The organism is Aliiroseovarius sp. S1339 (assembly GCF_023195695.1).
In the GTDB taxonomy this organism is placed as follows: Bacteria; Pseudomonadota; Alphaproteobacteria; order Rhodobacterales; family Rhodobacteraceae; genus Aliiroseovarius.
The window spans coordinates 180,419-193,196 of sequence record NZ_JALPQG010000006.1 but is presented as its reverse complement, the minus strand read 5'-3'; the positions used below and the strand labels follow the sequence as shown (position 1 = coordinate 193,196).

Annotated in this window: 15 protein-coding genes; 7 read left to right on the top strand and 8 right to left on the bottom strand. The window is 59.4% G+C overall.

Going from position 1 to position 12,778, the window contains the following annotated elements; translation table 11 throughout:
- Positions 1 to 124: 124 nt before the first annotated feature.
- A complete protein-coding gene (glpK, locus tag MUY35_RS10900) occupies positions 125 to 1,591 on the top strand; it encodes a glycerol kinase GlpK (RefSeq protein WP_248367903.1) in 1,467 nt (488 codons plus the stop codon).
- Here glpK and MUY35_RS10895 read toward each other — a convergent pair.
- The gene (locus MUY35_RS10895) at positions 1,578 to 1,820 is read right to left on the bottom strand and encodes a hypothetical protein (RefSeq protein ID WP_248367901.1); all 243 of its coding nucleotides are present in this window, start codon (positions 1,818 to 1,820) and stop codon (positions 1,578 to 1,580) included. The two genes, glpK and MUY35_RS10895, sit on opposite strands and share 14 nt — an antisense overlap.
- A 93-nt stretch (positions 1,821 to 1,913) precedes the next feature.
- Here MUY35_RS10895 and MUY35_RS10890 point away from each other — a divergent pair, with 93 nt between their 5' ends.
- Positions 1,914 to 2,282 carry a YigZ family protein gene (locus MUY35_RS10890; RefSeq protein ID WP_248367899.1) on the top strand — a complete coding sequence of 123 codons (369 nt, stop codon included), beginning with the start codon at positions 1,914 to 1,916 and terminating at the stop codon, positions 2,280 to 2,282.
- A 32-nt stretch (positions 2,283 to 2,314) separates the two neighbouring features.
- Here MUY35_RS10890 and MUY35_RS10885 read toward each other — a convergent pair whose 3' ends face one another.
- The gene (locus MUY35_RS10885; RefSeq protein ID WP_248367897.1) at positions 2,315 to 2,773 is read right to left on the bottom strand and encodes a hypothetical protein; all 459 of its coding nucleotides are present in this window, start codon (positions 2,771 to 2,773) and stop codon (positions 2,315 to 2,317) included.
- Between the two features lie 360 nt (positions 2,774 to 3,133).
- Between MUY35_RS10885 and MUY35_RS10880 the strand changes: the two genes are divergently transcribed.
- Positions 3,134 to 3,727, top strand: a complete 594-nt coding sequence (locus tag MUY35_RS10880) for a thymidine kinase (protein ID WP_248367894.1) — start codon at positions 3,134 to 3,136, stop codon at positions 3,725 to 3,727.
- A gap of 1 nt (position 3,728) precedes the next feature.
- On the opposite strand, the gene MUY35_RS10875 is transcribed toward MUY35_RS10880, so the two are convergent.
- The 4 genes from MUY35_RS10875 to MUY35_RS10860 all read right to left on the bottom strand — a co-directional run bounded on the left by MUY35_RS10875 (position 3,729) and on the right by MUY35_RS10860 (position 6,451).
- Positions 3,729 to 4,679 carry a D-glycerate dehydrogenase gene (locus tag MUY35_RS10875; protein ID WP_248367891.1) on the bottom strand — a complete coding sequence of 317 codons (951 nt, stop codon included), beginning with the start codon at positions 4,677 to 4,679 and terminating at the stop codon, positions 3,729 to 3,731.
- The gene (locus tag MUY35_RS10870; RefSeq protein WP_248367889.1) at positions 4,679 to 5,017 is read right to left on the bottom strand and encodes a tRNA-binding protein; all 339 of its coding nucleotides are present in this window, start codon (positions 5,015 to 5,017) and stop codon (positions 4,679 to 4,681) included. Before MUY35_RS10870 ends, MUY35_RS10875 begins: the two co-directional genes overlap by 1 nt.
- Positions 5,010 to 5,837, bottom strand: a complete 828-nt coding sequence (proC, locus tag MUY35_RS10865; RefSeq protein WP_248367886.1) for a pyrroline-5-carboxylate reductase — start codon at positions 5,835 to 5,837, stop codon at positions 5,010 to 5,012. The genes MUY35_RS10870 and proC overlap by 8 nt, the downstream gene beginning before the upstream one ends.
- Before the next feature lie 110 nt (positions 5,838 to 5,947).
- A complete protein-coding gene (locus MUY35_RS10860) occupies positions 5,948 to 6,451 on the bottom strand; it encodes a YbjN domain-containing protein (protein ID WP_248367881.1) in 504 nt (167 codons plus the stop codon).
- A gap of 326 nt (positions 6,452 to 6,777) precedes the next feature.
- Here MUY35_RS10860 and MUY35_RS10855 point away from each other — a divergent pair, with 326 nt between their 5' ends.
- The 4 genes from MUY35_RS10855 (at position 6,778) to MUY35_RS10840 (ending at position 9,991) form a co-directional block, all read left to right on the top strand.
- Positions 6,778 to 8,064: a lipoprotein-releasing ABC transporter permease subunit gene (locus tag MUY35_RS10855; RefSeq protein WP_248367879.1), complete on the top strand. Its 1,287-nt coding sequence runs from the start codon at positions 6,778 to 6,780 to the stop codon at positions 8,062 to 8,064.
- Positions 8,057 to 8,734, top strand: coding sequence for an ABC transporter ATP-binding protein (locus MUY35_RS10850; RefSeq protein ID WP_248367877.1), 678 nt, complete (start codon positions 8,057 to 8,059; stop codon positions 8,732 to 8,734). The genes MUY35_RS10855 and MUY35_RS10850 overlap by 8 nt, the downstream gene beginning before the upstream one ends.
- Positions 8,735 to 8,827: 93 nt before the next feature.
- Positions 8,828 to 9,475: a DUF3047 domain-containing protein gene (locus tag MUY35_RS10845; protein ID WP_248367874.1), complete on the top strand. Its 648-nt coding sequence runs from the start codon at positions 8,828 to 8,830 to the stop codon at positions 9,473 to 9,475.
- 105 nt (positions 9,476 to 9,580) lie between these two features.
- Positions 9,581 to 9,991, top strand: a complete 411-nt coding sequence (locus tag MUY35_RS10840; RefSeq protein ID WP_248367872.1) for a cytochrome c — start codon at positions 9,581 to 9,583, stop codon at positions 9,989 to 9,991.
- A 42-nt stretch (positions 9,992 to 10,033) separates the two neighbouring features.
- Here MUY35_RS10840 and MUY35_RS10835 read toward each other — a convergent pair whose 3' ends face one another.
- Together MUY35_RS10835 and parE are read right to left on the bottom strand one after the other, a co-directional pair.
- A complete protein-coding gene (locus tag MUY35_RS10835) occupies positions 10,034 to 10,759 on the bottom strand; it encodes an HNH endonuclease signature motif containing protein (RefSeq protein WP_248367869.1) in 726 nt (241 codons plus the stop codon).
- Positions 10,756 to 12,714: a DNA topoisomerase IV subunit B gene (gene parE, locus MUY35_RS10830; protein WP_248367866.1), complete on the bottom strand. Its 1,959-nt coding sequence runs from the start codon at positions 12,712 to 12,714 to the stop codon at positions 10,756 to 10,758. Before parE ends, MUY35_RS10835 begins: the two co-directional genes overlap by 4 nt.
- Between the last annotated feature and the right edge of the window lie 64 nt (positions 12,715 to 12,778).

The window sequence follows — 12,778 nt, the reverse complement described above, 5'->3', positions numbered from 1 at the left end:
TCATGCAAAGTATGCCTGAGCAGGCGCAAGGTATAGTCGCAATCCCCCGTGACAGGTCCGCACCGGAATGTTAGCGATATCTTGTCGCGACAGGGCGGCGATTCATTCGGTGATCGGAGATTTCATGACCCAAATTCTAGCCATTGATCAGGGCACCACATCGTCGCGCGCCATTTTGTTTGATGAAGACATACGCCCGACCCGAAGCGCGCAGCGAGAGTTTAAACAGCATTTCCCGGCCTCCGGTTGGGTAGAACATGATCCGGAAGATATCTGGAATACCGTCCGCGAAACCTGCCTTGAGGTCGCCAACGGCGCAGATGTCGCGGCCATCGGGATCACCAACCAGCGCGAGACGACGCTGGTATGGGACCGTGCCACAGGCAAAGCGATCCACAACGCTATAGTCTGGCAGGACCGTCGCACCGCAGACAATTGCGCGGCGCTGAAACAAGCGGGGCACGAAGCGCTTGTGACAGATCGCACGGGGTTGTTGTTGGACCCCTATTTCTCGGCCACGAAGCTGGCGTGGATTTTGGACAATGTCGATGGTGCCCGCGCGCGCGCCGAGGCTGGTAAGTTGGCGTTTGGCACGGTCGATACGTTCCTGATCTGGCGTCTGACGGGTGGGGCGCGGCATGTTACCGACGCCACCAACGCTGCGCGCACCATGCTTTACGACATCAAAACCGGCGCGTGGGATGCGGACATTTGTGCGCTTCTGAACATTCCGATGTCGATGCTGCCCGAGGTGCTGGATTGCGCCGCCGAGTTTGGCGCGACGGATTTGTTGGGGGGCAAGACGCCCATCCTTGGCGTGGCGGGTGATCAGCAAGCAGCGACAATCGGGCAGGCCTGTTTCAAGCCCGGCATGATGAAATCGACCTATGGAACTGGATGTTTTGCGCTTCTGAACACGGGGGATGTGCCCGTTGCATCGACCAATCGGCTACTGACGACCATTGCCTATCAACTGGACGGCAAGCCGACCTATGCACTGGAGGGGTCGATATTTATCGCCGGGGCCGCAGTGCAGTGGCTGCGCGATGGGTTGGGGGTTATTGATGATGCCGCGCAGACGGGTGAGATGGCAGAAGCCGCCGATCCCGAACAAGAGGTCATTCTCGTCCCGGCTTTCACCGGGCTTGGTGCGCCCTATTGGGATGCGGAATGCCGCGGCGCAGTTTTTGGTTTGACGCGCGCGTCTGGCCCGAAGGAATTTGCCCGCGCGGCACTTGAAAGCTTCGGCTTTCAGACCCGTGACCTTTTGACGGCAATGCAGGCAGATATGGGCCATGACAGCGAAACGGTTTTGCGCGTCGATGGCGGTATGGCGGCGTCCGATTGGACCATGCAGTTCTTGGCAGACATCACCGGTGCGGCTGTGGATCGCCCGACTGTGCTGGAGACCACGGCGCTGGGCGTCGCGTGGCTGGCCGGGATGAAAGCGGGTATTTATCCGGATCAAGATGGGTTTGCCACGCGCTGGGCGCTGGACCACCGGTTCGAGGTCAAGATGGACGCACCCACCCGCGACCGCCGTTATGACGCGTGGCAGGATGCGGTCAGCCGAACGCTTAGTCGCCCGTAGTTTTGGCGGACCGATAAATCCCTTCTGGCAGGTTTAACGCCGCTGTCAGGTCACCAAGCTGCGCAAGGGACAGCGTGATCCGATGCACCAGATCAGTGCGCGGATCCCATTGTTCCAGCGTGACGCAATCGTCAAACGCGTTGATGGTGACATCTTCGTTCAAATGCTGGCCGCCTTCGTCCACAAGGGTAACGACGGTGGCATCAAATTCGTGCTCAATAGTAAACATATGTCGAGTTTACGCGATCACGCGCCAAAGGCCAGCGCCTCGTCTGGTCGCGGAGGGTAGCGCTGCTTATACTGGGATGATCAGCGGGGGTATATGCAGCAGTTCAACGGATTTCTGACGGACCGAGGGTCAAAATACGCTGTGTCGGGTGGCCCCGTCGCGTCGCGCGCCGATGTGAAGGCTTTTTTGAAAACGCTGACGCGCGACAAACGGTTCGCCAAGGCATCTCACAACACATGGGCGGCGCTGCTGCTCGACGCGGGCCCCGTTAAAGGCGATGATGGAGAGGCCGGGGCTGGGCTGGTCATCTTGCGGATGTTAGAGCGTGAAGGGCTGCACGGTCACGTCATCGTCGTCACCCGCTGGTTCGGCGGCACCAAACTGGGTGGTGATCGGTTTCGTCGTGTGCAGGATTGCGTGGACCATTACATAGCTCATGCTGATCTGCCCGCGCGCAGCTAGGGTGGAGATCTTGTGTCGCCACCAAGCGCCGATTAGCTTCCGCTTTCTTCTTCCAGATGCAGCTTCATGTCGATCAGAACATGTTGAAGCGCTAGCGTTTCGCGCAGCAGGCGTTTGGCTTCATTGATCGAGATTACACCGTCCAAAATGGACTGCTGATATTCGCCCATCAGCATCGCAAAGCGCTGCGACAGGGCAATAACGTCGGAATTTACGCCGCCGTCCGGTGCGTTCTTGCGTTCGGCATCATAGGACATGGTGATGCCCTGAAGTTCAGCCAGCGCGCTGGTGACATGCGGATAGCGCGAGGCTTTTTCCAGCGCGGCCACCGCGTCCACCGGCATAAACCTGTCAGAATGTTCGTCGCTGTCGGAATAATATCGGCCCAGCGTGGCCTTGGATTTGCCGGTAAGTTCACACGCCGCCTCAAGTCCCACATCCTTGACCAGCGCCTCGGTGTGTTTTTTCAAGTAGCTGCCAGTACTTTCCATCACGTAAACTCTGCAAGACCGCATTACATTGCGGGGAAATACGACTTTCTTTTCCCATTATTCTACGCGCAATGGAATGGCTTATTTAAACTGTGGCAAGTTGGTGAGTTTATCGAGTGCTTGGCGCAAGTTGCGCCAGCGCGTGGAAAGGGCCCATCATGTGTTTGATGGTGGGAGATTTGGGCATGTTGTCCAGGTCAGTGTCGGCAGGGCACGAGTATTGAGTATGAGGTCCGTTCCATCCCCAGGGTTTCGACCCGCAGGCCTCGGTAACGAATTCGTCCTGTCGCCCCCTTTTCGCCTGCGCGCGCATTGAGGGATGCTCTTGATCACAGCGTTGGTGACGCGTAATCCCTGTGCATGGCCAAACTGTACTTTCAATATTCGACGATGAATGCGGGCAAATCGACCCTGCTTTTGCAAGCCAGCCATAATTATGGCGAACGCGGTATGCAGACCTATTTGATCACGGCAAAACTTGATGATCGAATCGGGTCTGCCCGGATTGGCAGCCGGATCGGGATTGGATCGGACGCTGACACATTCGAGGTCGGCGAGGATCTGTTTCAGAAAATCAAAACGCGATTGGACGCAGGCCCGTGCGCGTGTGTTTTCATTGACGAAGCCCAATTTCTTGAACCCGATCAGGTGTGGCAACTTGCGCGTGCGGTCGATGACCTTGGCGTGCCTGTCATGTGCTACGGATTGCGCGTTGATTTTCAGGGCAATCTGTTTCCGGGATCGGCGGCGTTGCTGGCGCTGGCAGATGAAATGCGCGAGGTGCGCACGATTTGCCATTGCGGCAAGAAAGCCACGATGGTGGTGCGGCAAGACGATGCCGGTAACGTGCTGACCGATGGTGATCAGGTGCAGATCGGTGGGAACGAGACCTATGTTTCGCTCTGCCGCCGTCACTGGCGCGAGGCGGTCGGGGATCCTGACACCGGCGCTTAGGTCAGACAGGGCTGACCAAATCGTCACCCGCCGCGAAGGCTTCCAGGTTTTCTACGGCCAACATGCCCATTGCTGTGCGCACCTCTAACGTCGCGGTGCCCAGATGGGGCAGCAGGGTGACGTTTTCGCGGGCAATCAGCGCGTCGGGCACTTTGGGTTCAAATTCGTAAACGTCCAGCCCCGCGCCCGCGATTTGCCCGGCGTCCAGCGCGTTGATCAGGGCGGCTTCATCCACGATCTCTCCGCGCGCGATGTTCACGAAGATGGCGTGGTTTTGCATCTCGGCGAAGGTGTCCGCGCCGATCAAGTGTCTAGTGTCAGCCCCGCCCGGCACGGCGATTACCAGAATATCACTGGCGGCGGCAACGTCCCCAATGCTGTCCATCTGGCGCGCTGGAAAGGGTGGGGATTTCGGGGAGCGGTTGTAGAACATCACGTCCATGCCGAATCCATGATGACACCGCGCGGCAATCGCCTCGCCAATCCGCCCCATCCCAATGATGCCGATGGTTTTGCCGGTGACGTGCAGGCCAAGCATCTGCGTCGGGTGCCAGCCTTCCCATCTACCGGCCCGCACCAGCCGTTCGCCTTCACCCGCCCGGCGCGCGGTCATCAGGGTCAGCGTCATCGCCGTGTCGGCGGTGGCGTCTGTCACCGCGCCCGGTGTGTTTGAGACTGCGACGCCATGCGCGCGGGCGGCGTCCACGTCGATATGGTTGTAGCCCACACCGAAATTGGCCAGCAACTTGGCGCGGATAGTCCCTGCCGCCTTGAACACCTCGGCCGAGTAGAAATCGCCCAGCGTGGGCAGCACCAGGTCGAAATCACGCAGGCTCGTCACCATCTCGTCATGCGACATGGATGTGGTATCCTCGCGCAGAGTCACATCGAAACCGGCACGGGCGCGGTCGATCACGGCGTCGGGCAGGGGGCGAGAGATAAAGAGCTTCATCAATACATCCTTGCGCCGTTGGGCACAGATTTATCCGGGGTCAACAGCACGATATCTTCGTTCTCGTCAGGTAGGCCAAGCACCAGAACCTCGCTCATCACCGGGCCGATCTGGCGAGGTGGGAAGTTGACGACGGCCAGAACCTCTTTGCCCACCAGCATTTCGGGGTCGTAATGCGTGGTGATCTGGGCCGAGCTTTTCTTCTCGCCAAGCTCTGGCCCGAAATCGACCCAAAGCTTGATGGCGGGCTTGCGGGCCTCGGGGAAGGGTTCGGCGCGGGTGATGGTCCCCTTGCGAATGTCCACTTTCAGGAAATCGTCGAAGCTAAGATCACCCATTTGCAAGCTCCTTGGATCGGTTGGCGGCGGCTGCGACGGCGCGGTTCAGCAGGGCGGGGAAGCCGTCTGTTTCGTTCATCAACACCTCAAGCGCGGCTGCCGTGGTGCCGCCGGGGCTGGTCACGTTGACCCGCAACTGGGCCGGGTCGTCATTGGCCTGCATCGCCAGCGCGCCTGCACCGGCGACGGTGGCCTTGGCAAGCTGCAATGATAGCTCTGGTGTCAGACCCTGCGCCGCCCCTGCAGTGGCCAGCGTTTCAATCAGGTGAAAGACATAGGCGGGGCCAGAGCCGGACACGGCGGTCACGGCGTCCATCTGATGCTCGCCGTCCAGCTGGACAACTTGCCCGACGGCGGACAATAGCGCCTCGGCCATATCCAGATGGGCGGGGGTCGCTTGATCGTTGCCGCAGATCGCGGTGATGCCGCGCGCGATGGCGGCGGGGGTGTTGGGCATGGCGCGGATGATCGGGGTTTGGTCCCCCAGCATCGCCTCATAGGCCGCTATCGGCGTGCCGGCGGCAACCGATAGGAACAGGGTCGTGCCGTTGCCGAAGCTTGCCAGTGTTGGTAGCGCATCTGCCATCATTTGCGGCTTCACGGCGACCAGAACGATCGCCGGGTTGTCGGGCAGGTCCACGTTCAAGTTCAGACCCTCCTGCGCAGACAGCCAGTCCGATGGATAAGGATCGTTCACCCAGACCGACCCGGCGGGCAGACCTTGTGCCAGCCAACCTTCCAGCATCGCCGACCCCATTTTTCCGCAGCCCAGAAGCACAAGACCGCGTGCTTCCAGATCCTTCATATCACCAGCGCCCATGATGCGTCCTCCGTTGTTGAGGTCATGGATAACGCGCGGCTTGGGCGTGGGGCCAGAAAAAAAGCCCGGTCATGGACCGAGCCTTTCTTATGGAATGTCGAAAGTTGGGTTTAGGCGCGGCCGTAAGCTTCGGCGATGGCGACCTGAAGCGCGTCGTCTATGGTGCGATCGGTCCAGCAGACCAGTTGGAAGGCGGGATAGAACCGCTCGGACGTGGCGACTGCGCTTGAAATCAGCTGGTCGATCTGTTGTGGGCTGACGATCTGCCCGCCGTTCAGCGCAAGACCATAGCGATAGACCATCAGGCGCTGTTCGTGCCAATAGGTGAATGCCCCGGTCCAGCACATGTCATTGGTGCGGTTCAGCGCATCGTATAGCCGCGGCAAGCTTTCTTCCGGCGGCTCCATCTCAAACGTGCAGATCAGGCGCAGGGTTTCGTCATAGGCCGACCAAGCCAGCGTGATCGAATAGGTCCGCCATTGCCCTTCGACCGCCATGGCGATCTGATCATCCGCGACGCGGTCGAATTCCCACGCGTGGTGTTCCGCAATCGTTTCCACGATGTCGATAGGGTGAAGATCTTCACTGTCGATGAAATGCTCGGTCGCGGACATAGCGCTGCCCTTCCATTCTTTTCAGCTATGTGGCCGACCTGTGGCGGGTCGGAGTTGGACCCAAAATGGCCACTAAAGCTTGATGCCTGTACTAGGTTCGGCGTTCTACGCGCCTTGCCCTTACTAGATATGGTGTCAGGTCACCGAGTCGCTGTAAAGATAAACTTTCCCGTGTGAAGGAGTTGTCCACAGAAAACATTTGTTTCTCCACAGGTTAGGGTGACCTGTGTGTGAAGGCGGAACGAAGCCGGTTTATTGCACTCTGCTTGACCTTATCACCCCGAACCCCCAGTTTGCCGCGAAACAGAAGATGTCAGGAGACACAGGTGTCCAAACACACAGCCCCGTTTTCCCGGTTTGAGTGGCAAATCGCGTGGCGGTACCTGCGCGCACGCCGTTCTGACGGCGGTGTCAGCACGATGACGTGGATCAGCCTGATTGGCATCACGCTGGCGGTCGCGGCCCTGATCATCACGCTGGCCGTGCGCACCGGGTTTCGCGACGAATTTGTCGACACAATCCTTGGCGCCAATGCCCATGTCGAAGTTTTTGCCCAAAGCCATGTGAACGAGGCCGGGCAGGTTGAACGGTCAATCACCGATTTCGAAGGCTGGGCTGCACGCATCGCGCAGGTGCCCGGTGTCACCCGCGCCGCGCCGCTGATCAAGGGCCAGGTGATGGCCAGTTCGGGTCAGAACAACGCAGGCGTCGAGGTCTTTGGCATCTCGTATGACGATCTTCTCGCCATTCCCCGCGTGGCTCAACCGGAAAGCTTTCTTGGCGATATCTCGGCATTTGAGCAAGGCATCGCCATCGGCTCGGGCGTGGCAGCCGAGTTGGGCATCGGGCTGGGCGACAAGATCAAGATCATCTCGCCCAACGGCGTGAAGACGGCTTTTGGCACCAGCCCGCGGGTGAATGCCTATGACGTGACCTATATCTTCACCGCCGGGCGTTGGGACATCGACCGCACCCGCGTCTATCTGCCCTTCGCGGAAGCGCAGAGCTTCTTTAACCGCGAAGGCAAGGCCGACCAGATCGAGGTCATCGTTGATGAGCCCGAAAAGGTTGACCGCCTGATCGAAGACATTCTGGCCGCGACCGTGGAGCCGTCATCCTATTGGACGTGGCGCGACCGGTCAGGTGCGTTCCTGCGGGCGCTTGATATGGAAGACAACGTGATGTTCATCATCCTGTCAGTCTTGGTGCTGATCGCGTCGATGAACATAACATCGGGCCTGATCATGCTGGTGAAAAACAAGGGGCGCGATATTGGCATCCTGCGCACGATGGGCCTGACCGAAGGGTCGATCCTGCGGATATTCTTCCTGTGTGGCTCACTGACCGGGATTGTCGGCACCATCGCGGGGGTCATTTTGGGGTGTTTGTTCGCGATCAACATCGACTCCATCTTTTCGGCCATCAACTATTTCTCAGGCGGCGGGGTGTGGGATCCATCTATCCGTGGCATCTATCGCCTGCCCGCCAAGCTGGAGTTCTGGGACGTTGCCTCAGCCGTCGGTCTGTCGCTGACCTTATCCTTCTTTGTTACACTTTTCCCGGCGCGCAAGGCCGCGCGGATGAACCCGGTCGAGGCGCTGCGCTATGAGTAATCCTGTCCTTCACCTCTCGGGCATCGAAAAGACCTATAACGAAGGCACACCCGGCGAAATTCGCGTGCTGCGCGGTGCCGACCTTCAGATCGCGCGCGGTGAGGTGGTGGCGCTGGTCGCCCCCTCGGGGTCGGGCAAGTCGACGCTTCTGCACATCGCTGGGCTGTTGGACACAGCTGACACTGGAAGCGTGTCGATCAACGGGCAGGATATGGGCGCATTGTCCGACCGGCGCAGAACGGCCGCGCGCCGCAATCAGGTCGGGTTCATCTATCAATTCCACCACCTGCTGCCCGAATTCACCGCGCTGGAAAACATCGTTCTGCCGCAACTGGCCAACGGGATCAGCGACAAGGCGGCCCGCGACCACGCGATGGAGCTTATGGCGCGTGTGGGCGTTGATACCCGCGCCACTCACCGCCCGGCTGAATTGTCCGGCGGAGAACAGCAGCGCGTCGCCTTCTGCCGCGCGCTTGCCAACCGCCCCGCGCTTTTGCTGGCGGACGAGCCGACGGGCAACCTTGACCCAGACACCGCAGACACGGTGTTCAACACACTGATGGAGCTAGTGCGCGACACCGGGCTGTCAGCCCTGATCGCCACTCACAACCTTGAACTGGCCGCGCGGATGGATCGGACGCTGCGGCTGGACAGCGGTGTGATCACCTGACCGCTCGCGCCCTCTGACATTCACGTGAACCACCATTGAGCGGCCCATGCGGTCTGGCAGTATGGCCCGACCACCGCTGATGAAAGATTTACCATGCCCCATCTGATGAAAACCATCCTCCTCGCCGCGACCCTGACCGCTCAAGCCGCTGCTGCAGGGCCGGTTGGGTTTGGCGACTGGCGCCAACACTGGTTTGCGCGGTTCGCAGACGTGGACTTCACCTATTCCCCCAAAGCGTTGGACGTGCAGGCCAACGGCGCGGTGTCGATCACCTATAAGCTGCTGGACCAAAGCGATTGGGACGCTCGGGCTGCGCAATGGCAGTGGTCCGTGGACCAGACCGTGCCCGCCACTGACCTGCGCCTGAAGGGAGGGGATGATCGCAATCTTGCGCTCTATTTCGCCTTCCTGCCGAAGGCCGAGGCGGAACGGGTCAAAGGTGGTCGCAACCTGCGCCGTCTTCTGAAAAACCCGAACGGCCGCGTGCTGGTCTATGTCTGGGGCGGCGATCACGGGCGCGGGGCGGTGTTGGCGTCGCCCTATCTGGGCGCGCGCGGGAAAACCGTGGTGTTGCGGCCGTCCGGCACGGGCGGACATGCCGAACGCGTTGATCTGGCCGCCGATTATCGCCGCGCTTTTGGCACTGATCCCGGCGCGCTGGTCGCTTTGGCGCTGTCATCTGATAGCGACGACACGAACACCGTGGCGCGCGGACAGATCACGGATTTGGTTCTGAACTAGGCCCGCAGGGGCAGAGGTCAAATTCCGCCTGCTCCCCGCGTTTTGGTTGAACCTGACGGGCGGCGTGCTAGGTTAGCGCAACTCCTTTCACAGCTGCGAGGTCCCATGCTGCGCACCGCCCTGATCCTTCCCGTCCTGACCCTGACCCTTGCTGCCTGCGAGCCGGAGGGGTTGTTCAACGCAAATAGCGAAAAAATTGACGTGACGGACGAAACGGGGGAACAGATTTTTGCGGAAAACTGCGCCGCGTGCCACGGGGCGGACGCCAAAGGCGGCGTGATGGCCGAGGCACCCGACCTGACCACACTGACCGCCCGCCACGGCGGCAATTTCCCCGCAAGTTATGTGATGTCCACCATCGACGGATACGCGAAAGGCACACGCGGCCCCATGCCCGAATTCGGCGCACATCTGGAAAGCGAGATGGAGGTCTGGGTGGACGAAAAAGGCGTGCAGACCCCGACGCCGGGCGCGTTGGTGAGGCTGGCGGAGTATTTGGAGAGTGTGCAGGGGTAGAGTTTCGCCCGGTTAACAGACCGGGCAATCAGCTTGATTAATCTATCGGTCGGTGGACTGGTGACTGGTTGGTGGGCAATTTTGCCTGACGCGAAGGTTCTTTGAAAACCGAGCGTGGTCCAGTGTGTTTGGAACACTTAAGCGACAATTGCTCAGCTCACGGTAGCATTCTGCAGCAGCCCCCTTAAGAACGATAGTCAGTTCGGGTAATTCGAATTCCAATAGGCCAGCATCAAAGAGTTTGTGAATATCGGCGCGCAACAAAATTCCATTTGATGGGTCGTCGCTCCCGCCAGCGCCAATGGGTATAATGTGCGCGGCTTCCATCGCTTCCATTGCGGAGCACTGGGTAAGCGGACAGCGATAGCCCCAAAGCCTCGCAACCTCCAATCGGAACCTAGCCTGCTCGGGCCGCGCGAGGATTTTCTGCAATTTTCGGTGACGTTCAAAGTCAGTAATCTTAGATGGAGTTGGGTTCGAGATTTGCTCCCAAGAATAGCCGAGTTTAGGCAACCAATCCCTGGCATTGTGCGACGTGAACCCACGTCGTGAGTCGTCACTAGGGTCAATACCGCTAAGCTCCATGGCCTTTTTGATTGTTGCTTTCAGTGGATGTAGGCCGTCTTCATACACAATAAAATGATCTTTGGGCGGACCTGCAGTGGCTGTGATCTCGTGTAATTCGCGGCCTTTCGACTTAAGCTCTTGCGACAGTTTTAATGCTTCTTTGATTGAACTATCGGTTAATCCGAAAAAGTATTTACTCAAACATCCAACTCCTCCACAAACCGCGCGTTCTCTTGGATATACTGGAACCGCAATTCCGGCTTCTTCCCCATCAACTGCTCGACCAGAGCCGCCGTTTCGCCCGGTTCATCCTCGTCAATCGTCACGCGGATCAGCTTGCGTGACGCCGGGTCCATCGTGGTTTCCTTCAAGTCTTTCGCGTCCATCTCGCCCAGACCTTTAAAGCGGCTGACGTCGATCTTGCCTTTGCCGCCCAGACCTTTTTCCAACCACTCGTCCCGCTCGGCCTCGTCCAGACAATAGACGCGTTTTGCGCCTTGGGTCAGGCGGAACAGGGGTGGGCAGGCCAGATACAGGTGGCCCGCGTCTATCATCGGGCGCATTTGGGTGAAGAAGAACGTCATCAGCAGCGCCGCGATATGCGCACCGTCGACATCCGCGTCAGTCATGATGATGATTTTGTCATAGCGCAGGTCGTCGACGTTGAACCGCGTGCCCAGCCCGACGCCAAGGGCTTGGGTCAGGTCGCTAATCTCAGCATTCGTGCCGATTTTGGAGCCTGCCGCCCCCAGCACGTTCAGGATTTTCCCGCGCAGGGGCAGAAGCGCCTGCGTCTTACGATTGCGCGCCATTTTGGCGGACCCACCGGCCGAGTCGCCTTCGACAATGAACAGTTCGGTGCCTTCGCGGTTGGTCGCGGAACAATCGACCAGCTTGCCGGGCAGGCGCAGTTTCTTGGTGGCGGTCTTGCGCTGGGTCTCTTTTTCCTGCCGGCGGCGCAGGCGTTCTTCGGCGCGCAGGACAAGGAAATCAAGGATTGCGCCCGCGGATTTCGTGTCCGCCGCCAGCCAGTTGTCGAAATGGTCGCGCACGGATTGTTCGACCATCTTGGTGGCGCTTTCGGTCGACAGCCGGTCCTTGGTTTGCCCGACGAAAGAGGGATCGGCGATGAAGCACGACACCAGTGCGCAACCGCCCGTCATCAGGTCGTCGCGGGTGATGTTGGCGGCCTTTTTGTTGCCCACCAGCTCTCCATACGCCTTGATGCCCTTCAGCATTGCGGCCCAGAACCCGGTCACATGGGTGCCGCCTTCTGGTGTCGGCACGGTGTTACAATAGGATTGCAGGTAACCATCCATCGACGGCGTCCAGTTGATCGCCCATTCGACATAGCCGGGTTGGTTGAACCGTTCCTGAAACGTCACTTTGCCCGCGAAGGGCGCATCGGCATAGACGGACGCGCTGCCCAGTGTTTCTTTCAGGTAGTCGGACAGACCACCGGGGAAGTGAAACACCGCCTCGGTCGGGGTTTCGCCGTCGTCGATGTGCGATTTCCAGCGGATTTCAACTCCTGAAAACAGATAGGCCTTGGACCGCACCAGCGTGAACAGGCGTTTGGGTTTGAACCTGTGGTGGCCGAAAATCTCTTCGTCCGCGTGGAAGGTGATGTCGGTGCCGCGCCGGTTGGGGGCCGCGCCGATTTTCTCAACCGGGCCAAGAGGGATGCCGCGCGAAAAGCGTTGCTCGAACAGTTCTTTGTTCTTCGCCACCTGCACGACCATCGTGTCTGACAGAGCGTTCACCACGGACGAGCCAACGCCGTGCAGACCGCCTGATGTCTGATACGCCTTGCCCGAAAACTTGCCGCCCGCGTGCAGGGTGCACAAGATCACCTCAAGCGCGGATTTATCAGGAAACTTCGGGTGCGGATCAATCGGGATGCCGCGCCCGTTGTCACGGACCGTGACAGCGTAGTCTTCGTGCAGCTCAACCTCGATCCGGTTGGCGTGACCCGCGACGGCTTCATCCATCGAGTTGTCGAGGATTTCCGCCACCATATGATGCAGCGCGCGTTCGTCGGTTCCGCCGATATACATGCCGGGACGCTGGCGAACGGGTTCAAGGCCCTCAAGCACCTCGATCGAGGACGCGTCATAGGTATCTTGGCCGTGACCGGCCAGAAGGTCGTTGCTCATAGATTTTTTGCCCTGCATGCTGCTTTGCTTTGCTATTTGCCATACTATGACAGAGCACCCCGAC

What these genes read in the sequence shown, in the direction of transcription:
- MUY35_RS10860 (WP_248367881.1), bottom strand. Translation starts at nt 6,451, where the DNA reads ATGTCCGCGACCGAGCATTTCATCGACAGTGAAGATCTTCACCCTATC.
- MUY35_RS10845 (WP_248367874.1), top strand. Translation starts at nt 8,828, where the DNA reads ATGCCCCATCTGATGAAAACCATCCTCCTCGCCGCGACCCTGACCGCT.
- MUY35_RS10890 (WP_248367899.1), top strand. Translation starts at nt 1,914, where the DNA reads ATGCAGCAGTTCAACGGATTTCTGACGGACCGAGGGTCAAAATACGCT.
- glpK (WP_248367903.1), top strand. Translation starts at nt 125, where the DNA reads ATGACCCAAATTCTAGCCATTGATCAGGGCACCACATCGTCGCGCGCC.
- MUY35_RS10895 (WP_248367901.1), bottom strand. Translation starts at nt 1,820, where the DNA reads ATGTTTACTATTGAGCACGAATTTGATGCCACCGTCGTTACCCTTGTG.
- MUY35_RS10850 (WP_248367877.1), top strand. Translation starts at nt 8,057, where the DNA reads ATGAGTAATCCTGTCCTTCACCTCTCGGGCATCGAAAAGACCTATAAC.
- MUY35_RS10875 (WP_248367891.1), bottom strand. Translation starts at nt 4,679, where the DNA reads ATGAAGCTCTTTATCTCTCGCCCCCTGCCCGACGCCGTGATCGACCGC.
- proC (WP_248367886.1), bottom strand. Translation starts at nt 5,837, where the DNA reads ATGGGCGCTGGTGATATGAAGGATCTGGAAGCACGCGGTCTTGTGCTT.
- MUY35_RS10870 (WP_248367889.1), bottom strand. Translation starts at nt 5,017, where the DNA reads ATGGGTGATCTTAGCTTCGACGATTTCCTGAAAGTGGACATTCGCAAG.
- MUY35_RS10840 (WP_248367872.1), top strand. Translation starts at nt 9,581, where the DNA reads ATGCTGCGCACCGCCCTGATCCTTCCCGTCCTGACCCTGACCCTTGCT.
- parE (WP_248367866.1), bottom strand. Translation starts at nt 12,714, where the DNA reads ATGAGCAACGACCTTCTGGCCGGTCACGGCCAAGATACCTATGACGCG.
- MUY35_RS10885 (WP_248367897.1), bottom strand. Translation starts at nt 2,773, where the DNA reads ATGGAAAGTACTGGCAGCTACTTGAAAAAACACACCGAGGCGCTGGTC.
- MUY35_RS10880 (WP_248367894.1), top strand. Translation starts at nt 3,134, where the DNA reads ATGGCCAAACTGTACTTTCAATATTCGACGATGAATGCGGGCAAATCG.